The organism is Streptomyces sp. Tu 3180, assembly GCF_009852415.1.
Taxonomy (GTDB): Bacteria; Actinomycetota; Actinomycetes; order Streptomycetales; family Streptomycetaceae; genus Streptomyces.
The window spans coordinates 6,888,263-6,910,560 of sequence record NZ_WOXS01000002.1; the positions used below are offsets into that span (position 1 = coordinate 6,888,263).

25 protein-coding genes and 1 pseudogene are annotated in these 22,298 nt (G+C 73.3%); 17 read left to right on the forward strand and 9 right to left on the reverse strand.

What is annotated here, in order from left to right; genetic code table 11:
• Positions 1–45: 45 nt before the first annotated feature.
• Both GL259_RS31575 and GL259_RS31580 read right to left on the reverse strand, forming a co-directional pair.
• On the reverse strand, positions 46–1,137 hold the full coding sequence (locus tag GL259_RS31575) for an enolase C-terminal domain-like protein (protein ID WP_159536682.1): 1,092 nt from the start codon (positions 1,135–1,137) through the stop codon (positions 46–48).
• A gap of 41 nt (positions 1,138–1,178) precedes the next feature.
• Positions 1,179–1,772 (reverse strand): annotated as a pseudogene (locus GL259_RS31580) (LLM class flavin-dependent oxidoreductase); the annotation flags it as partial.
• Between the two features lie 142 nt (positions 1,773–1,914).
• On the opposite strand from GL259_RS31580, the gene GL259_RS31585 reads away from it, so the two are divergent.
• The 13 genes from GL259_RS31585 (at position 1,915) to GL259_RS39565 (ending at position 11,759) form a co-directional block, all read left to right on the forward strand.
• Positions 1,915–3,459, forward strand: coding sequence for an NAD(P)/FAD-dependent oxidoreductase (locus GL259_RS31585; RefSeq protein WP_159536683.1), 1,545 nt, complete (start codon positions 1,915–1,917; stop codon positions 3,457–3,459).
• Positions 3,456–5,318, forward strand: coding sequence for a transketolase (locus GL259_RS31590; protein ID WP_159536684.1), 1,863 nt, complete (start codon positions 3,456–3,458; stop codon positions 5,316–5,318). Before GL259_RS31585 ends, GL259_RS31590 begins: the two co-directional genes overlap by 4 nt.
• Positions 5,315–6,268, forward strand: coding sequence for a non-homologous end-joining DNA ligase (gene ligD / locus GL259_RS31595; RefSeq protein ID WP_159536685.1), 954 nt, complete (start codon positions 5,315–5,317; stop codon positions 6,266–6,268). The genes GL259_RS31590 and ligD overlap by 4 nt, the downstream gene beginning before the upstream one ends.
• Positions 6,269–6,343: 75 nt before the next feature.
• On the forward strand, positions 6,344–6,733 hold the full coding sequence (locus GL259_RS31600; protein ID WP_159539146.1) for a gas vesicle protein: 390 nt from the start codon (positions 6,344–6,346) through the stop codon (positions 6,731–6,733).
• Between the two features lie 46 nt (positions 6,734–6,779).
• Complete coding sequence (locus GL259_RS31605; protein WP_159536686.1) at positions 6,780–7,211, forward strand: gas vesicle structural protein GvpA; 432 nt, start codon at positions 6,780–6,782, stop codon at positions 7,209–7,211.
• Positions 7,208–7,981: a GvpL/GvpF family gas vesicle protein gene (locus GL259_RS31610; RefSeq protein ID WP_159536687.1), complete on the forward strand. Its 774-nt coding sequence runs from the start codon at positions 7,208–7,210 to the stop codon at positions 7,979–7,981. The genes GL259_RS31605 and GL259_RS31610 overlap by 4 nt, the downstream gene beginning before the upstream one ends.
• 4 nt (positions 7,982–7,985) lie before the next feature.
• Entirely contained in the window at positions 7,986–8,252 is a 267-nt protein-coding gene (locus GL259_RS31615) for a gas vesicle protein GvpG (protein WP_159536688.1), read from the forward strand.
• Complete coding sequence (locus GL259_RS31620) at positions 8,249–8,836, forward strand: DNA primase (protein WP_159536689.1); 588 nt, start codon at positions 8,249–8,251, stop codon at positions 8,834–8,836. The genes GL259_RS31615 and GL259_RS31620 overlap by 4 nt, the downstream gene beginning before the upstream one ends.
• Positions 8,833–10,053 carry an SRPBCC family protein gene (locus GL259_RS31625; RefSeq protein WP_159536690.1) on the forward strand — a complete coding sequence of 407 codons (1,221 nt, stop codon included), beginning with the start codon at positions 8,833–8,835 and terminating at the stop codon, positions 10,051–10,053. Before GL259_RS31620 ends, GL259_RS31625 begins: the two co-directional genes overlap by 4 nt.
• Complete coding sequence (locus GL259_RS31630; protein ID WP_159536691.1) at positions 10,050–10,385, forward strand: gas vesicle protein; 336 nt, start codon at positions 10,050–10,052, stop codon at positions 10,383–10,385. Before GL259_RS31625 ends, GL259_RS31630 begins: the two co-directional genes overlap by 4 nt.
• Complete coding sequence (locus GL259_RS31635; protein ID WP_159536692.1) at positions 10,382–11,161, forward strand: GvpL/GvpF family gas vesicle protein; 780 nt, start codon at positions 10,382–10,384, stop codon at positions 11,159–11,161. The genes GL259_RS31630 and GL259_RS31635 overlap by 4 nt, the downstream gene beginning before the upstream one ends.
• Positions 11,158–11,346: a gas vesicle protein gene (locus GL259_RS31640; RefSeq protein ID WP_159536693.1), complete on the forward strand. Its 189-nt coding sequence runs from the start codon at positions 11,158–11,160 to the stop codon at positions 11,344–11,346. Before GL259_RS31635 ends, GL259_RS31640 begins: the two co-directional genes overlap by 4 nt.
• 155 nt (positions 11,347–11,501) lie before the next feature.
• A complete protein-coding gene (locus tag GL259_RS39565) occupies positions 11,502–11,759 on the forward strand; it encodes a gas vesicle protein K (RefSeq protein ID WP_159539147.1) in 258 nt (85 codons plus the stop codon).
• Positions 11,760–11,904: 145 nt separating this feature from the next.
• Here GL259_RS39565 and GL259_RS31650 read toward each other — a convergent pair whose 3' ends face one another.
• Entirely contained in the window at positions 11,905–12,726 is an 822-nt protein-coding gene (locus GL259_RS31650; RefSeq protein ID WP_159536694.1) for a class I SAM-dependent methyltransferase, read from the reverse strand.
• Positions 12,727–12,905: 179 nt separating this feature from the next.
• Here GL259_RS31650 and GL259_RS31655 point away from each other — a divergent pair, with 179 nt between their 5' ends.
• Positions 12,906–14,525: an ATP-binding cassette domain-containing protein gene (locus tag GL259_RS31655; protein WP_159536695.1), complete on the forward strand. Its 1,620-nt coding sequence runs from the start codon at positions 12,906–12,908 to the stop codon at positions 14,523–14,525.
• 84 nt (positions 14,526–14,609) lie between these two features.
• Here the strand turns inward: GL259_RS31655 and GL259_RS31660 are convergent, their stop codons facing one another.
• Entirely contained in the window at positions 14,610–15,725 is a 1,116-nt protein-coding gene (locus GL259_RS31660) for a Vms1/Ankzf1 family peptidyl-tRNA hydrolase (protein ID WP_159536696.1), read from the reverse strand.
• A gap of 60 nt (positions 15,726–15,785) precedes the next feature.
• On the opposite strand from GL259_RS31660, the gene GL259_RS31665 reads away from it, so the two are divergent.
• Complete coding sequence (locus tag GL259_RS31665; protein WP_159536697.1) at positions 15,786–16,073, forward strand: DUF6158 family protein; 288 nt, start codon at positions 15,786–15,788, stop codon at positions 16,071–16,073.
• Between the two features lie 229 nt (positions 16,074–16,302).
• Here the strand turns inward: GL259_RS31665 and GL259_RS31670 are convergent, their stop codons facing one another.
• From GL259_RS31670 to GL259_RS31680, 3 genes are all read right to left on the reverse strand, one after another.
• Positions 16,303–16,845 (reverse strand): type 1 glutamine amidotransferase domain-containing protein, encoded by a 543-nt coding sequence (locus GL259_RS31670; protein WP_159536698.1) that lies wholly within the window; start codon positions 16,843–16,845, stop codon positions 16,303–16,305.
• Positions 16,846–16,866: 21 nt separating this feature from the next.
• On the reverse strand, positions 16,867–17,292 hold the full coding sequence (locus GL259_RS31675; RefSeq protein ID WP_159536699.1) for a CBS domain-containing protein: 426 nt from the start codon (positions 17,290–17,292) through the stop codon (positions 16,867–16,869).
• Positions 17,293–17,378: 86 nt separating this feature from the next.
• Entirely contained in the window at positions 17,379–17,771 is a 393-nt protein-coding gene (locus tag GL259_RS31680) for a DUF2795 domain-containing protein (protein ID WP_159536700.1), read from the reverse strand.
• 155 nt (positions 17,772–17,926) lie between these two features.
• Here GL259_RS31680 and GL259_RS39385 point away from each other — a divergent pair, with 155 nt between their 5' ends.
• Complete coding sequence (locus tag GL259_RS39385; protein WP_279578639.1) at positions 17,927–18,061, forward strand: hypothetical protein; 135 nt, start codon at positions 17,927–17,929, stop codon at positions 18,059–18,061.
• A gap of 11 nt (positions 18,062–18,072) precedes the next feature.
• On the opposite strand, the gene GL259_RS31685 is transcribed toward GL259_RS39385, so the two are convergent.
• Both GL259_RS31685 and GL259_RS31690 read right to left on the reverse strand, forming a co-directional pair.
• Positions 18,073–18,882, reverse strand: a complete 810-nt coding sequence (locus tag GL259_RS31685) for a thioesterase family protein (RefSeq protein WP_159536701.1) — start codon at positions 18,880–18,882, stop codon at positions 18,073–18,075.
• A gap of 269 nt (positions 18,883–19,151) precedes the next feature.
• On the reverse strand, positions 19,152–21,545 hold the full coding sequence (locus GL259_RS31690) for an excinuclease ABC subunit UvrA (protein ID WP_159536702.1): 2,394 nt from the start codon (positions 21,543–21,545) through the stop codon (positions 19,152–19,154).
• A 150-nt stretch (positions 21,546–21,695) separates the two neighbouring features.
• Here GL259_RS31690 and GL259_RS31695 point away from each other — a divergent pair, with 150 nt between their 5' ends.
• Positions 21,696–22,124, forward strand: a complete 429-nt coding sequence (locus tag GL259_RS31695; RefSeq protein WP_159536703.1) for a helix-turn-helix transcriptional regulator — start codon at positions 21,696–21,698, stop codon at positions 22,122–22,124.
• Positions 22,125–22,298 lie beyond the last annotated feature (174 nt).

Sequence of the window (22,298 nt, forward strand, 5' to 3'; positions counted from 1 at the left end):
CCCGCCGGCTGACCCGCCCCGCCCGTCCGGTGCACCGGACGGGGCCTAGCCCACCCGGTACTCCGTCACGTCCTGCGCGCGCAGCGTCAGACCGTGACCGAGGCCCCGGGCGGGCGTGACCGTGCCGCCCGCGGGGTCCAGTGCGCCGTCGAAGAGCATGTCCTCGACGCGGACGTGGTCGTGGAACCACTCGATGTGCCGCAGGTTCGGGACGGCCGCCGCGACCGCCGCGTGGGCGTGCGGGGCGCAGTGCGCGGAGACCTCCAGACCGTGGGCCTCGGCCAGGGCCGCCGCGCGCAGGAACCCGGTCACACCGCCGCAGCGCGTCGCGTCCACCAGGAGGCAGTCCACCGCCCCGGCCGTGATCATGCGCGCGAAGTACGGCAGGTCGAACCCGTACTCCCCGGCGGTCACATCGCTCACCACCGCGTCGCGGACCAGCCGCAGCCCGGTCAGGTCGTCCGAGGACACCGGCTCCTCGAACCAGCCCACCCCGTGCTCGGCCAGGACGCGGCCGACCCGCACCGCCTGCTTGCGGGTGTAGGCCCCGTCGGCGTCGACGTAGAGCTCGGCGTGTTCGCCGATGACGTGCCGGGCGGTCCGCACCCGGTGCAGATCGCGCACCACCTCCCGGCCCCAGCCCTCACCGACCTTGATCTTCACGCGCGGGATGTGCTGCCCGTGCACCCAGCCGTTGAGCTGCGCGGCCATGTGCGTGTCGTGGTACGTCGTGAACCCGCCGCTGCCGTACACCGGCACCCGCTCCCTGCGCGCCCCCAGCAGCCGCACCAGGGGAAGCTCCAGCAGGCGCGCCTTGAGGTCCCACAGGGCGATGTCCAGCGCCGAGATCGCGCAGGACGCGATGCCCGGGCGTCCGATGTCGCGGACCGAGCGGCACATCGCGTCGTGCGCGGCCGGGATGTCCAGCGCGCTCCGGCCCTCCACCAGCGGGGCGAGGTGCCCCTCGAGGAAGTCGCCGACCGCGGGCGGGCCGTACGTCCAGCCGGTGCCGGTCGCGCCGCCCGCCGACACCTCGGCGATCACCACCGTCGTGGCCTCCCAGGCCAGCGTGGAGTCCGCCTCCGGGGCGTCGGTCGGCACCGTGTACACGGAGACGCCGGGTCGGTGCAGTTCCATCGTCAGCCGCTCCTCCGCCTCGTCGTCGGCCCTTCCTCCTGGCGGTGCACGGTGCGCACGCACTCCTCCCGGTCGGTGCCGTGGCAGACCTCGGTGCCGCCGCTCACCGGATTGCCGCCGCCCCCGCCCGTGGGGGGTGCCCCCACGCCCCTCGGGCCGTGGGGGAGGTACTGCTCCGCCACCGAGGCGTCCGGCATCGTCGTGACGTAGCCGTCGCCGACCCGGGCCGCGAGCTTGGTCGCCGCCGGGCCGGAACCGGGGATGCCGATCGGCACGGGCTCGTCCGGCAGGGTGCGGAGCCGGGCGTTCTCCACCGTGCAGTGCGTGCCGTGGTGGTCGGCCTCCTCGCCCGTGAACAGCCGGCGCATCACCTGGATGGCCTCCTCCAGCACCTCCAGCCGTACGTGCGCGGTCGGGCAGGTCACCGCCGTCTCCACCGGCAGGGACACCGCCTCGGACAGCGCGCCGATCACCGACCGCACGAAGGGACTCTGCCCCTGTCCGTCGCTCCACGGGTGGGAGTGGTCCGAGATCCACGGACTCCGGAACCCGGCCTGCTCGGCCGTCCGCGCCTGCTCGACCAGCTCGGCGGGGCCGTACTGCTCGCACGGGAGGAAGCAGCCGTACTCGGGCATGGGGGGCGCCTCCGGGACGTGGGAGGTCCGGGTCCGGACCCGGGTACCCGGGGGGCCGGGCGGCAACCGGCGGACGTTTGGCGCCCCCGGCCGGGGGGACGCGGAAGTCTCCCGAGGTACGCGACAGCGCCGGAGGCGAACCGTGAGTCGACCCCGCATAGTGATCGTCGGTGCCGGCTTCGCCGGGTACCGCACGGCCCGGGCCCTGTCCCGGCTGGCCCGGGGCCGGGCCGAGATCGTCCTGCTGAACCCGACCGACTACTTCCTGTACCTGCCCCTGCTGCCCCAGGTCGCCGCCGGCATCCTGGAGCCGCGCCGCGTCACGATCTCCCTGTCCGGCACGCTGCCGCACGTGCGGCTGGTGCTGGGAGAGGCCGACCGCATCGACCTCGACGGGCGGACCGTGCACTACACGAGCCCCGAGGGCGGGGGCGGCACCCTCGCCTACGACCGGCTGGTGCTCGCGGCCGGCAGCGTCAACAAGCTGCTGCCCATCCCCGGCGTCGCCGAGCACGCGCACGGCTTCCGCGGCCTGCCCGAGGCGCTGTACCTGCGCGACCACGTGACCCGGCAGGTGGAGCTCGCGGCCTCCTCCGACGACCCGAAGAGCTGTGCCGCCCGCTGCACCTTCGTGGTGGTCGGCGCCGGCTACACCGGCACCGAAGTCGCCGCGCACGGGCAGCTGTTCACCGACGCGCAGGTGAGCAGGCACCCCATGCGCACGGGCATGCGGCCGCGCTGGCTGCTGCTGGACGTCGCCGACCGGGTCCTGCCCGAACTGGACGAACGGCTCTCGCGCACCGCCGACAAGGTGCTGCGCGAACGGGGCGTGGACGTGCGCATGGGCACCTCCGTGAAGGAGGCCACGCACGACGGAGTGCTGCTGACCGACGGCGAGTTCGTCGAGACCCGCACGCTGGTGTGGTGCGTCGGCGTGCGGCCCGACCCGCTCGTCGAGTCCCTGGGACTGCCCATGGAACGCGGCCGGCTGCTCGTCGACCCGCACCTGCGGGTGCCGGGCCGGCCGGAGGTGTTCGCCTGCGGCGACGCGGCCGCGGTGCCCGACCTGGAGAAGCCCGGGGCGTACACCCCGATGACGGCGCAGCACGCCTGGCGGCAGGGCAAGGTCTGCGCGCACAACGTCGCCGCGTCGTTCGGCGACGGCGAGCGGCGCGCCTACCGCCACAAGGACATGGGGTTCGTGGTGGACCTGGGCGGCGTCAAGGCCGCCGCCAACCCGCTCGGCGTGCACCTGACCGGGCCGGCCGCGGGGGCGGTCACCCGCGGCTACCACCTCGCGGCGATGCCGGGCAACCGGGTGCGGGTCGCCGCCGACTGGCTCCTGGACGCCGTACTGCCGCGCCAGGCGGTGCAGTTGGGGCTCGTACGGTCGTGGTCGGTGCCCCTGGACACGGCGTCCCCGGAACTGGCGCGGGTACCGGGCGGACCGGGGCGGGAACAGGGGGGCGCGGAGGCGTCCGGCGCCGGGCCCGCGAAGAACCGGGACCGGCCCGGCGGCGAGCCCGCGGGGAGCCGGCCCGGCGGTGAACCGGCGAAGGACCGGCCCGCGCGGAACCAGCCCGTTCCCGCGCCGCCCGCCGATCAGCCGCCCCCGGGCTCCGGCGCCGCTCCGGGCCCCGTCAAGCGCACCGACACCCCTGCCGACCCTGTCGAAGGAGACTCATGAACACCGGTGAACTCGTCGAGCTCGCACAGCAGCTGCGCGTGGACAGCGTCCGCGCCGCGGCCGCCGCGGGCTCCGGGCACCCCACGTCCTCGATGTCGGCGGCGGACCTGACGGCCGTGCTGTTCGCCCGCCACTTCCGCTACGACTTCGACCGGCCCGACCACCCGGGCAACGACCGCTTCGTCCTCTCCAAGGGGCACGCCTCGCCCCTGATGTACGCGGTCTACAAGGCGGTCGGCGCCATCGACGACGAGGAGCTGCTCACCTTCCGTGAGCACGGCAGCCGCCTCGAGGGGCACCCCACGCCCCGGCGGCTGCCGTGGATCGAGACGGCCACCGGTTCGCTCGGCCAGGGGCTCCCGGTCGGCGTCGGCATCGCGCTGGCCGGGATGCGGCTGGAGCGCGCCGACTACCGGGTGTGGGTGCTGTGCGGCGACAGCGAGCTGGCCGAGGGGTCGGTCTGGGAGGCGGCCGAGCAGGCCGCGTACGAGCACCTGGACAACCTCACGGCGATCGTGGACGTCAACCGGCTCGGCCAGCGCGGCCCCACCCGGCACGGCCACGACCTCGACGCCTACGCCCGCCGCTTCCAGGCCTTCGGCTGGCACACCGTGGAGGTGGACGGCCACGACGTGGACGCCGTCGACCGCGCCTACGGGGAGGCCCTGTCCACCAGGGGCCAGCCCACCGCGATCCTCGCCCGCACGCTCAAGGGCAAGGGCGTCGAGGCCGTCCAGGACCGCGAGGGCCTGCACGGCAAGCCGCTGCCGGAGGCCGAGGACGCGATCGCCGAACTCGGCGGGCCGCGGGACCTGCGGATCCGGGTGCGGGTCCCGTCCGGCTCCGGCACGCCCGCGGCGGGGGCGCCGTCCGCCGGGAGCACCGCCTCCCTCGAACTCCCCCGCTGGGACAAGGGCGAGGAGGTGGCCACCCGGAACGCCTTCGGCGAGGCGCTCGCCGCCCTCGGCACCGCGCGCGGCGACGTCGTCGCCCTCGACGGGGAGGTCGGCGACTCCACGCGCGCGGAGTTCTTCGCCAAGGAGCACCCGGAGCGCTACTTCGAGTGCTACATCGCCGAGCAGCAGATGGTCGCCGCGGCGGTCGGCATGGCCGCGCGCGGCTGGGTGCCCTACGCCTCCACCTTCGCGGCCTTCCTGACCCGCGCCCACGACTTCATCCGCATGGCGTCGATCAGCGGCTCCCGCCTCAGCCTCGTCGGCTCGCACGCGGGTGTCGCGATCGGCCAGGACGGGCCCAGCCAGATGGGCCTGGAGGACCTGGCGATGATGCGGGCGGTGCACGGCTCGACCGTGCTGTACCCGTGCGACGCCAACCAGACCGCGCGGCTGGTCGCCCGGATGGCCGACCTCGACGGCATCCGCTACCTGCGCACCTCGCGCGGCGAGAGCGCGGTGATCTACGGGCCCGACGAGGAGTTCCCCGTCGGCGGCAGCAAGGTGCTGCGCTCCTCCGACCGCGACCGGCTCACCCTCGTCGCGGCGGGCGTCACCGTGCCCGAGGCGCTGGCCGCCGCGGACGCCCTGGCGGAGCAGGGCATCGCCGCACGGGTCATCGACCTGTACTCGGTCAAGCCCGTCGACCGGGAGACCCTGCGCACGGCCGCCGAGGAGACCGGGTGCCTGGTGACCGTGGAGGACCACCACCCCGAGGGCGGCCTCGGCGACGCGGTCCTCGACGCCTTCGCCGACGGGCGCCCCGTACCGCGGCTGGTGCGGCTCGCCGTGCGGAACATGCCGGGTTCGGCCTCCCCGGACGAGCAGCTGCACGCCGCCGGCATCGACGCCGAGTCGATCGCGGCGGCCGGCCGGCTGCTGGTGGAGGAGGCGATCGTGCCGTGACCGGCGACGGTGCGCGGACGGTCCGGGCCGGCCGTCGCACGGTGGAGATCCACCGGCCGGACAAGGTGCTCTTCCCCGGCGGCGGGGACGCCGGGGAGTACACCAAGGGCGACCTGGTCGACTACCACCGGGCCGTCGCCCCGTTCATGCTGCCGCACCTGAGGGGCCGCCCGCTGATGCTGGACCGGCGCCCGGACGGCATCGACGGTCCCACCTTCATGCAGAAGAACACGCCGGACAGCTATCCGGAGTGGATCACCCGCGTCGAGGTCGCCAAGGAGGGCGGCACCGTCCGGCACGCGGTGTGCGACGACACCGCCACCCTCCTGTACCTCGTCGACCAGGCGAGCATCACCCTGCACCGCTGGCTGTCCCGCGCCGACGACGTCGGCCGGCCCGACCGGCTGGTGTTCGACCTCGACCCCCCGGGTGACGACTTCGCGGCGGTGCGGGAGGCGGCGCGGCTGCTGGGGGAGCTGCTCGACGAGCTGAACCTGCCCTCGGCGCTGATGACCACCGGCTCCCGCGGCCTGCACGTGATCGTGCCGCTGAACGGCGACCACGACTTCGACGACGTGCGCGCCTTCGCCCGCGAGGTCGCCGACACCCTCGCCGCCGCCCACCCCGACCGGCTCACCACCGCCGCCCGCAAGAAGGACCGCGGCGACCGGCTCTACCTCGACGTGCAGCGCAACGCCTACGCGCAGACCGCGGTCGTCCCCTACACCGTCCGCGCCCTGCCCGGCGCCCCCGTCGCCGTCCCCGTCTCCTGGGACCAGCTGGACGACCCGGACCTGCACGCCCGCCGCTGGACCGTCGCCGACGCCGTCGAGCAGGCGCGCACCGACCCGTGGGCCGGACCGCCGCACCGGGGCCGCTCCCTGGGGCCCGCGCGCCGCCGGCTGCGGGCGCTGCGCGACCGGGCGGCACCGCAACCGGCCGGGCGATGAGCGGAGTCCGCCGATCGGGTGAGCCTGTGGAGGTTTGACGAACAGACTTGCGGCCACACGGAGGGGGAGGTGGCCATGTCGAACACAAAAAACTCTGAAGAGTCACACGGTTCACAGAAAACCCAGGAATCTCCCGAGTCCCGCCGAAATCCGAAGGCCGAGGAGGCCGAGGAGAAGACCACGAGCACCAAACGACCGGGCCCGATGCAGGTGCTGCGCCAGGCGCGCGCACAGCTCGCGGAGCTCACCGGCATGGAGGCCGAGTCCGTGTCGTCCTTCGAGCAGACGGAGGAGGGCTGGGCGCTGGAGGTCGAGGTGCTCGAACTCGAGCGCGTCCCGGACACGATGAGCCTGATGGCGAGTTACCAGGTGGAGCTGGATCTCGACGGCGAGCTCACCGGTTACCGGCGTGTCCGCCGCTATGAGCGGGGGCGGGCCGACGCGCGCAGGCCCGGCGGCCGCTAGGCCGCCCGGCCGGACCCACACCCACAGACAAGGAGGAATCGCCGGCATGACAGTCGTACCGGCACAGCAGACCGGAGGCGGAGGCGGCAGCAGCGGCCTCTACGACGTCCTTGAGCTTGTTCTGGACAGGGGGCTCGTCATCGACGCATTCGTGCGCGTGTCCCTGGTCGGCATCGAGATCCTCAAGATCGATGTCCGGGTCGTCGTCGCCAGCGTCGACACCTATCTGCGCTTCGCCGAGGCGTGCAACCGCCTCGACCTCGAGGCCGGGCCCCGCAAGAGCCCGGGTCTGCCCGAGATCGTCGGCGAGGTGACCGAGTCCGGCGCCCGCGGCAAGTCCAAGGGAGCCCTCTCGGGTGCCGCCGAAACCATCTCCGACGCGTTCAGGCAGGCGCGTGAGGGCGGTTCCGAGCGCGAGACCGAGTCCCGTCCGCGTGCTCGCAAGAGCACGTCCGTCCGCCGGAAGGAGGAGGAGTGAGCACGTACGTCTACGGCATCACGGCGGTTTCCCACCCGTCGCTCCCCGAGGGGATGGGAGGTGTCGGCGACCCGCCGCGCCCGGTGCGCATCCTGCGGGAGGGAGAGCTGGCGGCCGTCGTCAGCGACGCCCCCGAGGATCTGCGGCCCAAGCGCAGGGAACTGCTCGCCCACCAGAACGTGCTCAGCGAGGCCGGTGCGGCCGGCTGTGTGCTGCCCATGCGCTTCGGCAGCGTCGCCCCGGACGACGAGACCGTCACCGGCGTCCTCGCCGAGCGCGCCGAGCACTACCAGGAGCGGCTGCGGGCGCTGGACGGCCGGGTCGAGTACAACGTCAAGGCCAACCACGTCGAGGAGGCCGTCCTGCACCACGTCATGGCCGGCAACCCGGAGATCCGGGCCCTCGCGGAGGCCAACCGGCAGTCGGGCGGCGGCAGCTACGACGACAAGATCCGGCTCGGTGAGATGGTGGCCGCCGCGGTCAAGGACAGGGAGGCCGAGGACGGCGCCGCGCTGGAGCGCGCGCTGGCACCGGCCGCCGATGCCGTGAGCGTGGGACCCGAGTCCACGGGCTGGCTCGCCAATGTGTCCTACCTGGTCAAGCGCGACGCGGCGGAGGACTTCCTGGCGGCCGTGGAGCAGGTCCGCAAGGACATGCCCCACCTGGAGGTGCGCCTGAACGGTCCGCTGCCCCCGTACAGCTTCGTCGAGCCCGGTCCGGCCGAGCCGGCGGGCGCCACGGCCGGTGGGGCGGACACCGGAGCGGGGTGACGACATGGGCCTGATCTCGGAGGTGCTGCTGCTGCCGTTCGCCCCGGCGCGCGGCAGCGCCTGGGCCATCAGGCAGGTGATCCAGGAGGCGGAGCGCATCTACTACGACCCCGCCACCATCCGTGCCGAACTGGCACGGCTCGAGGAGCAACTGGAGGCCGGAGAGATCACCGAGGAGGAGTTCGACCGGCAGGAGGACGAACTCCTCGACCGGCTGGAGACGGCAACGCGCACGGGCGCGGGTACAGGGGATGGGACGGCACGACAGTGAATCGAACGGGACTGGGCCTCGCGATCGGGGCCGGATACCTTCTCGGTCGCACCAAGAAGCTGAAGGCGGCGCTCGCCGTCGGCGGCCTGGTGGCCGGGAAGAAGCTCAACCTCAGCCCGCGGATGGTCGCCGACCTGGTCTCCCAGCAGCTGCGGGACAACCCGCAGTTCAAGGAGCTCGGCGACCAGCTGCGCGGTGACCTGCGCGGCGTCGGCAAGGCGGCCTCCGGCGCCCTGGTCGAGCGGCAGCTCGACGCCTTCGCCGACCGTCTGCACGGCCGCACCGCCGACGTGCGCGACCGGCTGACGGGTGCGGCCCGGCCGGAGCGCGCCGACGAGGACGCCGAGGAGGAGGAGCGCGAACCGCGGGACGACGAGGAACCGCCGGCGAAGAAGGCCCCGGCCGGGAAGGCCCCGGCGGAGGCCGCCAAGAAGGCCGCGGGGAAGGTGCCCGGGAAGAAGGCCGCCCCGGCGAAGAAGGCCGCGGCCAGGAAGACGGCCGCCGGGAAGACGGCCGCCGGGAAGACCGCCGCCGCGTCCCGGGGCGCCCGCTCCCGCACTCGGAAGGGAGGCGGTGAGGGATGACCGAGACACTCGGATCGGCCACCTCCGCCGCGCGTGACGGCGCGCGCGGGAAGGGGAGTCCGCTCGCCGACGTGGCCCACAGCGAGGCCGCCGACCGGCTCAAGGCCGAGCTGCAGGACTACCTCGCGGCCCAGGCCACCCGCCTGCTGACCGGCGTCGGCCGCAAGCTCGGCGAGACCACGAACAAGCTCAACGACATCGCCGAGGGCAACAGCCCGGGCTTCGCCAAGCTCGCCCTCGAGGGCGGCCGGAAGCTCGCCGAGGGCAAGAGCCCCCTGCGCACCGCCGTCGAGCTCGGCGCCTCCCGTGCCAAGGACAGCGTGGTGGGCGCGCTGAAGGGGGTGGGCGGGGGCAAGGCCAAGCGCAAGCGCTCCGCGGGCAAGAAGCCCACCGTCATCATCGAGCACATCGACGTCGGGGTCCCGCTGCGCACGGCCTACGACCAGTGGACCCAGTACCAGGACTTCAGCACCTTCGCCAAGGGCGTCAAGAGCGCCGGCAAGTCCGACGACACCACCTCGGACTGGCAGCTGAAGGTCTTCTGGTCCAACCGCAGCTGGAAGGCGAAGACCACCGAGCAGGTCCCCGACGACCGGATCGCCTGGTCCTCCGAGGGCGCCAAGGGCACGACCAAGGGCGTCGTCTCCTTCCACCGTCTCGCCGACAACCTGACCCGGGTCCTGCTGGTCATCGAGTACTACCCCACGGGTTTCTTCGAGAAGACCGGCAACATCTGGCGCGCCCAGGGCCGCCGGGCCCGGCTCGACCTGAAGAACTTCGCCCGCTTCATCACCCTGAAGGGCGAGGCCGAGGACAGCTGGCGCGGCGAGATCCGCGACGGCGAGGTGGTCCGCAGCCACGAGGACGCCCTCGCCGAGGAGGAGGACGAGGGCACGGAGCCCGAGGAGGCGAGCGAGGAGGACACGGAGCCCGAGGCGTCCGAGGAAGCCGAAGAGCCCGAAGAAGCCGAGGAATCCGAGGAATCCGAGGAAGCGGAGGAGGGCACCGGCGAGGAGCCGGCCGAGGACTCCTACGAGGACGAGGGCGCGGAGGAGGACGAGGAGGAGTACGAGGACGAGTCCGAGCCCGGCGCGGAGGCCGAGGACGAGGACGAGGACGCGTACGACGAGGGCGAGGAGGCCGACGCGTACGACGAGGGTGACGAGGCCGACGACGCGTACGACGACGAGTCCCCGGAGAGCGGGAGCCGCCGATGACGACGCCCAGCCGGTTGCCCGAGCCCTACGGCCAGGGCGGCGGCGCCAACCTCGCCGACATCCTGGAACGGGTGCTCGACAAGGGCGTCGTCATCGCGGGCGACATCCGCATCAACCTGCTCGACATCGAACTGCTCACGATCAAGCTGCGGCTCATCGTCGCCTCCGTCGACAAGGCGAAGGAGATGGGGATCGACTGGTGGGAGTCCGACCCCGCGCTGTCCTCGCGCGCCCGTCGGGACGAACTGGCCAAGGAGAACGCCGAACTGCGTGAGCGGCTGGCCCGGCTGGAGGAACTGGAGACCCGCCGCGTGCAGGAGGAGGCACCGTGACCGGACTGCGGTACGTCTACGCCGTCTGCCGTCCCTTCGGCACGCCGCTCCAGGCGCAGCTGACGGGGGTGGGCGGCGATCCGCCCCGGCTGCTGCCCCACCACGGCCTGGTGGCCGTGGTCAGCCACGTGCCGGAGGCGGACTTCGCCGAGGAACCGCTCCGCGCGCATCTGGAGGACCTCGACTGGCTGACCGCGGTCGCCCGTGCCCACCAGGGCGTGATCGACGCGCTCACCACCGTCACCACCCCGCTGCCGCTGCGGCTCGGCACCGTGTTCCGGGACGACAGCGGCGTACGGACGATGATGGAGGCGCGCGAGGAGAGCTTCCTGCGGACCCTGGACCGGCTGGCGGGGCGGGTGGAGTGGGGCGTCAAGGTCTACCTCGAGCCGGAACCGGAGTCGGAGACCGCCGAGCCGAAGCGGAAGCCGGCGTCCGGCCGGGACTACCTGCGGCAGCGGAGCACGCGGACGAAATCGCACGAGGAGATGTGGCAGAAGGCCGAGAGTTTCGCGACCCGGCTGCACGAGACGCTCTCCGAGTGCGCCGAGGACTCCCGGCTGCACGCGCCGCAGAATCCCGCGCTCTCCGGCGCCTCCGGGCGGAACGTGCTCAATGCGGCCTATCTCGTGCCGCGTGCCGAATCCGAGGAATTCGTGGAAAAAGTGGACCGGACCAAGGACGGAGTCCCCGGAATACGCGTCGAACTCACCGGCCCCTGGGCCGCCTATTCCTTCGCCGGGGAGGAAACGGCACCCTCGGGGGAGGAGCCGTGACCGTCGTCGAACGCCGTGAGATAGCCCTGGTGGACCTGCTCGACCGGCTCCTGGCCGGCGGGGTCGTCATCACGGGTGACATCACGCTGCGCATCGCGGACGTCGATCTGGTCCGCATCGATCTCAACGCGCTCATCAGCTCGGTGAACGCGCAGGTTCCCTCCCCCTTCGAGGAGTTGCGTTGACGGCCCACCAGGACGACCGGCACGCCGCGTCGCAGGTCGCCCCGCAGGCCCCGTCGCAGGCCGAGCCGCAGGCCGAACCCCGGGTCGCCCCGCAGGCCGAGCCCCGGGTCGAGTCGCAGGTCGAGCCGCACGGCAGTCGGCGCCGGCGGCTCGACCTGGAGCCGGACACGGTCGAGCGGGACCTGGTCAAGCTGGTGCTCACGGTCGTCGAACTGCTGCGCCAGCTCATGGAGCGCCAGGCGCTGCGCCGGTTCGACGAGGGGGACCTGACCGAGGAGCAGGAGGAACGGGTCGGCCTCACGCTGATGCTGCTCGAGGACCGGATGGCGGAGCTGCGTGACCGCTACGGACTGCGCCCCGAGGACCTCAATCTGGACCTCGGGCCGCTCGGACCGCTGCTTCCCCGGGACTGAGTCCCGGGGAACTCCCCTCACCCCACCACCGGAGCGCCTCCACCGCGCATCCGGCACCGGAAAGGACCAGGGCCAGGAGCGGAACGGGCAGAACGGGAACCACGGGGCCGGCCTCCCGGCCTTCCGACGGCCCGGAAAACGTGGTTCAGGATTCCTTGCGGCAGAGGATCTCCCCGTGCAGCACGCTGAACCAGCCGTCGTCCCGCGCGCCCCACTCCCGCCAGGCCCCGGCCACCGCCCGCAGTTCCTCCCGGGTGGCGTGGCCCCCCTCGACGGCCCGTCCGGCGTAGGCCGACGCCACGGTGCGGTCCGCCCACAGGCCGCTCCACCAGGCCCGCTCCCCGGGGGTCGAGAAGGTCCAGGTCGCCGAGGACGCGGTGACGTCCGTGAGCCCCGCCGCGAGCGCCCAGGACTTCAGCCGCCGCCCGGCGTCCGGCTCGCCGCCGTTGGCCCGGGCCACCCGCCGGTACAGCTCCAGCCAGTCGTCCAGGCCGGATGACAGGGGGTACCAGGTCATCGCCGCGTAGTCGGAGTCCCGGACGGCGACGAACCCGCCCGGTCTCGTCACCCGCCTCATCTCCCGCAGCGCCCGCACCGGATCGCCCACGTGCTGCAGCACCTGGTGGGCGTGGACCACGCAGAACGTGTCGTCCGGGAAGTCCAGCGCGTGCACGTCGCCCACCGCGAAGTCGACGTTCGTCAGCCCCCGCTCGCCGGCCACCGCCCGGGCCCGCTCCAGGACCTCCGGCTCCCGGTCGAGACCGGTGACGTGCCCGTCGGGGACGAGTCCGGCCAGGTCGGCGGTGATGGTGCCGGGCCCGCACCCGATGTCCAGGATCCGCATGCGGGGCTTCAGCGCCCCCAGAAGGTACGCCGCCGAGTTGGCGGCGGTCCGCCAGGTGTGCGACCGCAGCACCGACTCGTGGTGCCCGTGCGTGTAGACGGCGGTCTCCCGCGCTTCCGGCATGGTGAACCCACCCCTTCTCTCCTCGTAGAGATGACCTTCACCGTACGCAATGCGGCCGAATGATGAGACCCGCGTTCCACATGTTGGTCAACGACCGTGCGGGAGGAGGGCGGCGGCGGCCGGGAGGGGGCCGGAAAACCGTTTGCGACCTGCATCGACGGTCCGCACAATCGGCTGCCATGGGTCACTTGGAAGCCGCACACCTGGAGTACCACCTCCCCGACGGGAGGACGCTCCTGGGCGATGTGTCCTTCCGGGTGGGGGAAGGGGCCGTCATGGCCCTGGTCGGCCCGAACGGCGCGGGCAAGACCACCCTGCTCCGCCTCCTCGCCGGCGAACTGAAGCCGCACGGCGGGTCCGTCACCGTCACCGGCGGCCTCGGCGTCATGCGCCAGTTCGTCGGCTCCGTACGGGACGGGACGACCGTGCGCGACCTCCTCGTCTCCGTGGCCACGCCCCGTGTCCGGGAGGCGGCCCGCGCCGTCGACGAGGCCGAGCACGCCCTCATGACGGTCGACGACGAGGCCGCCCAGCTCCGCTACGCGCAGGCCCTCGCCGACTGGGCCGAGGCCCGCGGCTACGAGGCGGAGACGCTGTGGGACATGTGCACCACGGCCGCGCTGGGCGTCCCGTACGAGAAGGCGCAGTGGCGCCAGGTGCGCACCCTCTCCGGCGGCGAGCAGAAGCGCCTGGTCCTCGAGGCACTGCTGCGCGGCACCGACCAGGTCCTCCTCCTCGACGAGCCCGACAACTACCTCGACGTGCCCGGCAAGCGCTGGCTGGAGGAGCGGCTCGCCCAGACCCGCAAGACCGTGCTGTTCGTCTCCCACGACCGCGAACTCCTCGCCCGTGCCGCCCGGCGCATCGTCTCCCTCGAGCCCGGTCCCGCGGGCGCCGACGCCTGGGTGCACGGCGGCGGCTTCGCCACCTACCACGACGCCCGCCGCGAACGCTTCGCCCGCTTCGAGGAACTGCGCAGACGCTGGGACGAGAGGCACGCCCAGCTGAAGAAGCTGGTCCTGGACCTGCGGCAGGCCGCGTCGAACAGCGACGACATGGCCTCCCGCTACCGGGCCGCCCAGACCCGGCTGCGCAGGTTCGAGGAGGCGGGGCCCCCGCCGGAGCCGCCGCGCGAGCAGAACATCACGATGCGGCTGAAGGGCGGCCGCACCGGGGTGCGCGCGCTCACCTGCGAGCGGCTCGAACTCACCGGCCTGATGAGACCCTTCGACCTGGAGGTGTTCTACGGCGAGCGGGTCGCCGTGCTCGGCTCCAACGGCTCCGGCAAGTCGCACTTCCTGCGCCTGCTCGCCGGCGAGGACGTGGCCCACGCGGGCGAGTGGCGCCTCGGCGCGCGCGTCGTCCCCGGACACTTCGCGCAGACGCACGCGCACCCCGAGCTGGAGGGCCGCACGCTCCTGGACATCCTGTGGAAGGAGCACGCCCAGGACCGGGGCGCCGCCATGTCCCGGCTGCGCCGCTACGAGCTGACCGGTCAGGCCGAGCAGACCTTCGAGCGGCTGTCCGGCGGCCAGCAGGCCCGCTTCCAGATCCTGCTGCTGGAACTCCGGGGCGTCACGGCCCTGCTGCTCGACGAGCCGACGGACAACCTCGACCTGGAGTCCGCGGAGGCGCTGCAGGAGGGCCTGGAGGCGTTCGAGGGCACGGTCCTCGCGGTGACGCACGACCGCTGGTTCGCCCGCTCCTTCGACCGCTTCCTGGTCTTCGGCGCCGACGGCAGGGTCAGGGAGACCCCGGAACCGGTGTGGGACGAACGCCGGGTGGAACGGGCGCGGTAGACCGCCGCGGCCGGCCGGGCGGTCCCGACGGGCGAAAGCCCCCGGTGCCCCGCACCGGGAGGCTTCCCCGCGGGCCGACGCGGCTCACTTCCAGCGCAGCAGCGCCCCCAGCCCGCCCACCGGTGCGTCCTCCGGCGCCTCGGGCGCCGCCGCCGTCACCGACAGCGCGGCCGCGTCCGTAGCGACCGCCGAACGGATCAGCGCGTCGTCCGCGCGGGCCGACCACGACTGCTGCTCACCGAGGATCTTCAGATCGGTGCGCCGCACCGCCAGCTGGTCCGGGTCCTCCCCGATCCACACCTCGCGGTGCGCGTCCGGCCCGTCCGGCCGGATCAGCAGCTCGTCGATCCGGTGCTCGCGCGCCGCCTCCACCAGCGCCGGCACACCCTCCACCGCGCCCGCGCGGCCCTCGTCGTCGGGGGTGCGGGCGGCCAGGAACCGCTCCAGCTCCGCCGCGGCCCGGGCGCGGACGTGCTCCGCCCTGGCCCGCTCCACGTCCTCGTCGAGCAGCCTGCTGCCGGCGCCGCGCGAGGCCTCGACCACCAGGTCGTGCAACCGCTGCGGGAGCCGCTCGTGCACGGCCCGCTGCTCGCGGTTGTCACCGACGAGGATCAGCAGGTCGGCCCCGGTCTCCTCCTGGCACACGGCGAGCGCGTCGGCGATCTCCGCGGCGTTGTGCTCCCAGGTGTTCTCCACCCGCAGCTGGAAGTGGCGCTCCGACCAGTCGACGGAACTGGTCCGGTGCACCGGCCACTGACGCCCGGTGACACCGCCGGCGTCGTCCCGGCCGAGCGCGCTGCGCAGCTCGAAGTCCGCACCCTTGCGGTCGACGTAGGCCACCACGCACACGGGGTCCTCACCGGCCAGCTCCAGCAGCGGCGCGACCCTGGGCAGCGGCGCCCACTGCGCCCAGTCGGTCTGCGGGGGCCGGGCCAGCGGCGGGTCGAGGACCACCTCGCCGCCCTGGGCGAACAGGGCGCGGCCGTGCGGTTCGGAGGAGTGCCGCAGCTCCTCGAGCGCGCGGCGCACCGCGTCGCAGGTGGCCTCGTCCGCGCCCTGGTCGGCCAGCTCCTGGGCCATCGCCCGGGCCGTCAGATGCCGCTCGTGGGGGGTGTTCTCCGTGTGCCGGGAGGTGTCGACGTAGACGGAGGCCCAGGGGCCGGGACGTTCGTAGAGTGGATGCAGGAAAGCGAGTTCCATGGCTCCCTCCCGGTTGCCGTTCGGTAGTGCTTGTGCGGACCGGGCGGGTACCCGTACCGCATGAACGCACACGACGAGCGGGGCACCACGATGACCGGAGTCGAGCCGAACCGCCTGGACGACCAGCAGCTCATGAAGGAGCTGGAGACCATCCACCGCACGCGTCACGACACGCTGCTGTACGGCTCCAACGACGCGCTGCGGGCCCACAACGAGCGGATGGCGCAGCTGGAGGGCGAGTACCTGCGCCGCAACCCGCGCCGCCCGGTGGCCGCCGGCCGCACCCGTGAAGGGGCCCGGGAACGCGGTGGCGCGGACACGGCGACCCCCACGACCCCGGGCACCTGAACGCGCCCGGCTCCGACTGCCCGGACGCACCCGGACGGCCGGCGTGCCCTCCCGCCCGCCGATGTGCGCAGGCGCCCCCGCGGGGCACGACCGGACGCGCCCGCACCCTCGCCCGGTCATGCGCCCGCCCGGACGGGACGCGTGACCGGACCCGTCCGGACGCGCGAGAGGGGCCCGCGCGAAGGCGGGCCCCGGAAGCGGGCGGGCGGATCCGCCCGCCCGGACCTCCTCAGTCCCCTTCCGACCCGAACACCTCCAGGTACGCCTCGCAGAACGCCTTGAGGTCGTCCGGCTTGCGGCTGGTGACCAGCTTGTTGGGCCCGTGGTCGCAGATCTTCACCTGCTCGTCGACCCACGTCGCGCCGGCGTTGCGCAGGTCGGTCCGCAGGCTCGGCCAGCTGGTCAGCACCCGGCCCCGGACCACGTCCGCCTCGACGAGGGTCCAGGGGGCGTGACAGATCGCGGCGACCGGACGGCCCTGCTCGAAGAAGTCCCGCACGAACGCCACGGCCTTCTCGTCCATGCGCAGGAAGTCCGGGTTGGCCACCCCGCCCGGCAGCACCAGCCCGCCGAAGGTGTCGGCCGACGTCTCGCCGACGACCTCCTGCACGGGGAAGGTGTCCGCCTTGTCGAGGTGGTCGAACGCCTGGATCTCGCCCGACCGCGTCGAGACGAGCACGGGTTCGTGACCGGCGTCCACGGCCGCCTGCCACGGCTCGGTCAGCTCGACCTGCTCGACGCCCTCGGGCGCGGTCAGAAACGCGATTCGCATGAGGGTCCCACGTCCTTTCGTTCAGTTGTTCTCGTCCGGCTCCGCGCGGCTGATGTCGGCCAGCGCCGACTCCGGATCCCGTGCCCGGGCCAGATCGCCGAGGCTCACCAGCCCGACGGGCAGACCGTTCTCGACGACCGGGATCCGGCGTACGGCGTGCTCACGCATCAGCGCGACGGCCGAGGACACCGGATCGTCCGGGGCGAGCGTCAACGGATCCGGGCTGCACACCGACCCGGCGCTCACGCCGAGCGGGTCCGCGCCCTCCGCGACCGACCGGATCACGATGTCGCGGTCGGTGAGCACACCGACCACCCGCTGCCCGTCGGCCACCACCACGTCGCCGATGTTCTGGGTGCGCATCAGCTGCGCCGCCTCGACGAGCGAGGCGTCCGGACGCACGGCGACCACGCCCGGAGTCATCACGTCCTTGACGAACTCGGCCATGACTGAGGCCTTCCCTCCGCTCCCCGGCCGCAGGGGCGCCGCGGCCGGCCCGGGGCGGGCCGGCCGCGGCGCCCCGGACGGGCCGACTAGGCGTTCTCCGTCTCCGGGGACCGGGTCAGCGCCTCGGCCAGCTCCTGCACGTTGTTGTAGCGGGCCTGCTGAGGCAGCCGCTCCAGCGCCTCGACGAGCGCGTCGGGCGCGTACCGCCGGTTCAGTGTGCGCATCAGTTCGCGCGGACCCGCGGGGAACGCCCCGCGGCCCAGGATCCGGGCCAGTTCCAGTCGCAACGACTCCAGCGACGTCGGTCCGCGGCCCGGCGTCACCGGACCGTACACGACCGCCGGGTCGTCGTCGGCGAACGGCTCCGGGTCGTGCCACTCCTCGGTGCGGGTGGGGTGCCCGGACCTGAGCAGGCCCTGCAGTTCGTGCTTCATCTCGTCGTCACGGTGGACGCTCAGCCGGTCACTGCCTCGCTGCATGTCTCCCTCCAGACCTTCGGGGTCCGCACCGCGTACCCGGCCAGCGGACACCGACACGGGGTTCGGGCGGCGGATCGGCGCCGCCCCGGTTTGACCGCCCGCCGGCGGGTGACCCGGGTCGTCCGCCCCCCACATGGCTCCTGAAAGGTCAGGCCATGGTGGTGTTCGCTGTGCTCCTCCCCCTGCTCATGCTCGGTGTGGTCCTGGTGCTGGGCCGCTACGAGGAAGTGGTGCTGCCGTCCCGGCGGCCCGACGCCGGCGATCCCGCCGGCCGCACGCCGACGGTCTGATCGGGGCCGGCTCAGCGGCGTCCCGGCTGCGGACGGACCGTGAGGATCTGCTGGGCGGTTCCCACCGGGCCGTCGAGGTCGTGCAGGACGGTGCTGGTGAGGCCCTGGCCGGTGGGGCCGAAGGCGACGGTGGTGTCCAGGCCCGTCCAGCCGCCCCCGGGCCGGCGGTGCAGGTGGACGGTGAGGTCCACGTTCGGGAACATCCACTCGGTGGGCGGCCGGCGCACCGCGATGCCGTTGGCCGTGTCCACGAGGGCCAGGTACGAGGCGAGCGGGCTGCTCGCCTCGCCGGCGACCAGAGCGAGACGGGTGGAGACCCACGCGGTCGTGCGGCCGGGCGCGGGCGGCCCGACCGGGCGGACGTCCAGCGAGGCGATGTAGCCGCCGGGCCACTGCTCGGACATCGCCCACGGCGCGAGGGTCTCGGGACGGGGCAGCCGCTCCCCGGCGCCGCCCGCGACGGCGGACGTGTCGAGGGCGGCGAGCAGCCACGCCCGGGCGCGGACCACCGGGCGGCCGGCCGTCCGCACGACGGCCTCCAGCAGCTCGATGGTGCGGCCGGGGCGGACGGTCTCCACCAGGATCTCGCACTCGTCGAGCGCGAGCCGCCCCAGGATGTCATAGCTGATCCGGGACAGCAGGAGACCCTCGTCGGCGCGTTCGGCCAGGTGGCGGTCGAGGGCGTGGACGACGAGCCCGCCGAGCGGGCTGAAGTGCTGCTCGTCCTGGTGCCAGGCACCGCCCGCGTGGGCCGTCGGCTTGAAACGGTGCTCGTCGATGCGCTCGTAGTAGCTGCCGGGGGCCGGGGTGCGGGGGTTCAACGGACGTCTCTCCTCGGGCACGTGGGTCACGGGATGCCGAGCAGGATGATGTACACGGCATCTATCCGGTCATCATGCCCGAGCCGGTGGCCGCGGAGTGATCCGCGGCCACCGCACCCGGATCCCCGGATCCCCGGATCCCCGGATCCCCGGATCCCCGGATCCCCGGATCCCCGGATCCCCGGATCCCCGGATCCCCGGATCCCCGGATCCCCGGATCCCCGGGCTCCTGTGGACCGGTCCGTCCGCGGGACGTGGAGCGCCCCGCCTCAGGCGCCGACGTACTGGGCGAGGTGCTCGCCGGTGAGGGTGGAGCGGGCGGCGACGAGGTCGGCGGGGGTGCCCTCGAAGACGATCCGGCCGCCGTCGTGGCCGGCGCCGGGACCGAGGTCGATGATCCAGTCGGCGTGCGCCATGACCGCCTGGTGGTGCTCGATCACGATGACCGTCCTGCCGGAGTCGACGAGCCGGTCGAGCAGGCCGAGGAGCTGCTCGACGTCGGCGAGGTGGAGGCCGGTGGTCGGCTCGTCGAGGACGTACACGCCGCCCTTGTCGCCCATGTGGGTGGCCAGCTTGAGCCGCTGCCGCTCGCCGCCGGACAGGGTGGTGAGCGGCTGGCCGAGGGTGAGGTAGCCGAGCCCGACGTCGGCGAGCCGGCCGAGGATCCTGTGGGCGGCCGGGGTGCGTGCCTCGCCGGAGCCGAAGAACTCCTCGGCCTCGGTCACCGGCATCGCCAGCACCTCGCTGATGTCCTTGCCGCCGAGGGTGTACTCCAGCACGGACGCCTGGAACCGCTTCCCCTCGCACTCCTCGCAGGTGGTGGCGGTGCCGGCCATCATCCCCAGGTCGGTGTAGACGACACCGGCGCCGTTGCAGGTGGGGCAGGCGCCCTCGGAGTTGGCGCTGAACAGCGCCGGCTTCACGCCGTTGGCCTTGGCGAACGCCTTGCGGACGGCGTCGAGCAGCCCGGTGTACGTCGCCGGGTTGCTCCGGCGCGAGCCGCGGATCGGCGTCTGGTCCACCGACACCACCCCCTCCGAGGCGGGGATGGAGCCGTGGACGAGCGAGCTCTTGCCGGAGCCGGCGACGCCGGTGACGACGCAGAGCACGCCGAGCGGGATGTCGACGTCCACGTCGCGCAGGTTGTTCGCCGTCGCACCGCGGATCCGGAGCGCCCCGGTGGGTGTGCGCACCGTCTCCTTGAGCACCGCCCGGTCGTCGAGGTGGCGGCCGGTGACGGTGTCACTGGCCCGCAGCCCCTCGACGGTGCCCTCGAAGCAGACGGTGCCGCCCGCCGTGCCGGCGCCCGGGCCGAGGTCGACGACGTGGTCGGCGATGGCGATCGTCTCCGGCTTGTGCTCCACCACGAGCACGGTGTTGCCCTTGTCCCGCAGCCGCAGCAGCAGGCCGTTCATCCGCTGGATGTCGTGCGGGTGCAGACCGACCGTGGGCTCGTCGAAGACGTAGGTGACGTCGGTGAGCGGGGAACCGAGGTGGCGGATCATCTTGATGCGCTGCGCCTCGCCGCCGGAGAGCGTCCCCGAGGCCCGGTCGAGCGAGAGGTAGCCGAGGCCGATCTCCACGAACGAGCCGAGGGAGTGCTGCAGCGCGGTGAGCAGCGGGGCGACCGAGGGCTCGTCGAGGCCGCGGACCCACTCGGCCAGGTCGCGGATCTCCATCGCACAGGCGTCGGCGATACTGAGCTCGCCGATCCGCGACGAGCGGGCCAGCTCGCTGAGCCGGGTCCCGTCGCAGTCGGGGCACTCGGTGAAGGTCACCGCCCGGTCCACGAACGCCCGGATGTGCGGCTGCATCGACTCCCGGTCCTTGGAGAGGAACGACTTCTGGATCTTCGGGATCAGCCCCTCGTAGGTGAGGTTGACGCCGTTGACCTTCACCTTGGTCGGCTCGCGGTACAGGAAGTCGTACCGCTCCTTCTCGGTGTACTCGCGGATCGGCTTGTCCGGATCGAAGAAGCCCGACTCGGCGATGATCCGCACCACCCAGCCGCCCCCGGTGTAGGTGGGGATGGTGAACGGGTCCTCGGAGAGCGACTTGGAGGCGTCGTAGAGCTGGGTGAGGTCGATGTCGGAGACCGTGCCCCGGCCTTCGCAGCGCGTGCACATGCCGCCGGTGCGGCTGAAGGACACCTTCTCGGTCCTGGTCCTGTCGGCACCGCGGTCGACCGTGAACCCGCCGCTCGCGCTCACCGAGGCCACGTTGAAGGAGTACGCGGCGGGCGGACCGATGTGCGGCTTCCCGAGCCGGCTGAAGAGGATGCGCAGCATCGCGTTGACGTCGGTGGCGGTGCCGACCGTGGAGCGGGGGTCGGAGCCCATCCGCTGCTGGTCCACGGTGATCGCGGTGGTCAGCCCGTCGAGCACGTCGACCTCGGGGCGCGCCAGTGTCGGCATGAAGCCCTGCAGGAAGGCGCTGTAGGTCTCGTTGATCAGCCGCTGCGACTCCGCGGCGATCGTGTCGAACACCAGCGAGCTCTTGCCCGAGCCGGACACGCCGGTGAACACGGTCAGCCTGCGCTTCGGTATCTCGATGCTGACGTCCTTGAGATTGTTCTCGCGCGCGCCGACCACGCGGATCAGATCGTGACTGTCGGCAGCGTGCGGCGCGGGTGACTGCGCGTCCGTCCTCGTGGCCTTGCTCATCGTCTCCCCATCCGTCCCGAGTGGAACCGTCTTCGCCGGGCGTTCCGTCGCGGTCACGCTAGCCGCCGCCCGGTGATCCGCGCTTCTCGATTCCTGATCCGTCCGGGCGCGGGCGTCCCCCGGGCGCGGGCCCCGTGGGAGACTGACGGGATGAGACGGCCGGACCTCGACGACCTGGTACGCCTGCGGCGGGCCCGCGACCGGATGGACCGCGACTACGCCGAGCCGCTGGACGTCCCGGCACTGGCGCGCGACGCCCTGATGTCGCCGGGCCACTTCTCCCGGAGCTTCCGCGCCGCCTTCGGCGAGACGCCCTACAGCTACCTGATGACCCGCCGCATCGAGCGGGCCAAGGCGCTGCTGCGGTGCGGCGACCTCACGGTGACCGAGGTCTGCGTCGCGGTCGGCTGCACGTCCCTGGGGTCGTTCAGCTCGCGCTTCACCGAGCTCGTCGGGGAGAGCCCGAGCGCCTACCGGGCCCGCAACCACGACGACGGCGCCGCCCTCCCGGCATGCATGGCCAAGATCCACACGCGCCCGGTCAGGAACGGAGAAGCAGACCGCGCCGCGCGGTCCTAGGGCCTTCCTCGCCCCGCCTGCGACTTGCGGCGCTTCCCCCGCCTGCGACCTGCGGCGCTTCACCTCGTCCGCGACCTGCGGCGCTTCACCCGGCCCCCGTGGCGAACACCGGCCCGACCGGGTGCGGGGACGCGCCGGGCGGTCGAGGCGGGCAGGGGACGCGGCGGCCGGACG

What these genes read in the sequence shown, in the direction of transcription:
- GL259_RS31660 (WP_159536696.1), bottom strand. Translation starts at nt 15,725, where the DNA reads ATGGAACTCGCTTTCCTGCATCCACTCTACGAACGTCCCGGCCCCTGG.
- GL259_RS31575 (WP_159536682.1), bottom strand. Translation starts at nt 1,137, where the DNA reads ATGGAACTGCACCGACCCGGCGTCTCCGTGTACACGGTGCCGACCGAC.
- GL259_RS31690 (WP_159536702.1), bottom strand. Translation starts at nt 21,545, where the DNA reads ATGAGCAAGGCCACGAGGACGGACGCGCAGTCACCCGCGCCGCACGCT.
- GL259_RS31590 (WP_159536684.1), top strand. Translation starts at nt 3,456, where the DNA reads ATGAACACCGGTGAACTCGTCGAGCTCGCACAGCAGCTGCGCGTGGAC.
- GL259_RS31680 (WP_159536700.1), bottom strand. Translation starts at nt 17,771, where the DNA reads ATGCAGCGAGGCAGTGACCGGCTGAGCGTCCACCGTGACGACGAGATG.
- GL259_RS31655 (WP_159536695.1), top strand. Translation starts at nt 12,906, where the DNA reads ATGGGTCACTTGGAAGCCGCACACCTGGAGTACCACCTCCCCGACGGG.
- GL259_RS31615 (WP_159536688.1), top strand. Translation starts at nt 7,986, where the DNA reads ATGGGCCTGATCTCGGAGGTGCTGCTGCTGCCGTTCGCCCCGGCGCGC.
- GL259_RS31625 (WP_159536690.1), top strand. Translation starts at nt 8,833, where the DNA reads ATGACCGAGACACTCGGATCGGCCACCTCCGCCGCGCGTGACGGCGCG.
- GL259_RS39385 (WP_279578639.1), top strand. Translation starts at nt 17,927, where the DNA reads ATGGTGGTGTTCGCTGTGCTCCTCCCCCTGCTCATGCTCGGTGTGGTC.
- GL259_RS31695 (WP_159536703.1), top strand. Translation starts at nt 21,696, where the DNA reads ATGAGACGGCCGGACCTCGACGACCTGGTACGCCTGCGGCGGGCCCGC.
- GL259_RS31675 (WP_159536699.1), bottom strand. Translation starts at nt 17,292, where the DNA reads ATGGCCGAGTTCGTCAAGGACGTGATGACTCCGGGCGTGGTCGCCGTG.
- GL259_RS31670 (WP_159536698.1), bottom strand. Translation starts at nt 16,845, where the DNA reads ATGCGAATCGCGTTTCTGACCGCGCCCGAGGGCGTCGAGCAGGTCGAG.
- GL259_RS31665 (WP_159536697.1), top strand. Translation starts at nt 15,786, where the DNA reads ATGAACGCACACGACGAGCGGGGCACCACGATGACCGGAGTCGAGCCG.
- GL259_RS31605 (WP_159536686.1), top strand. Translation starts at nt 6,780, where the DNA reads ATGACAGTCGTACCGGCACAGCAGACCGGAGGCGGAGGCGGCAGCAGC.
- GL259_RS31600 (WP_159539146.1), top strand. Translation starts at nt 6,344, where the DNA reads ATGTCGAACACAAAAAACTCTGAAGAGTCACACGGTTCACAGAAAACC.
- GL259_RS31630 (WP_159536691.1), top strand. Translation starts at nt 10,050, where the DNA reads ATGACGACGCCCAGCCGGTTGCCCGAGCCCTACGGCCAGGGCGGCGGC.
- GL259_RS31650 (WP_159536694.1), bottom strand. Translation starts at nt 12,726, where the DNA reads ATGCCGGAAGCGCGGGAGACCGCCGTCTACACGCACGGGCACCACGAG.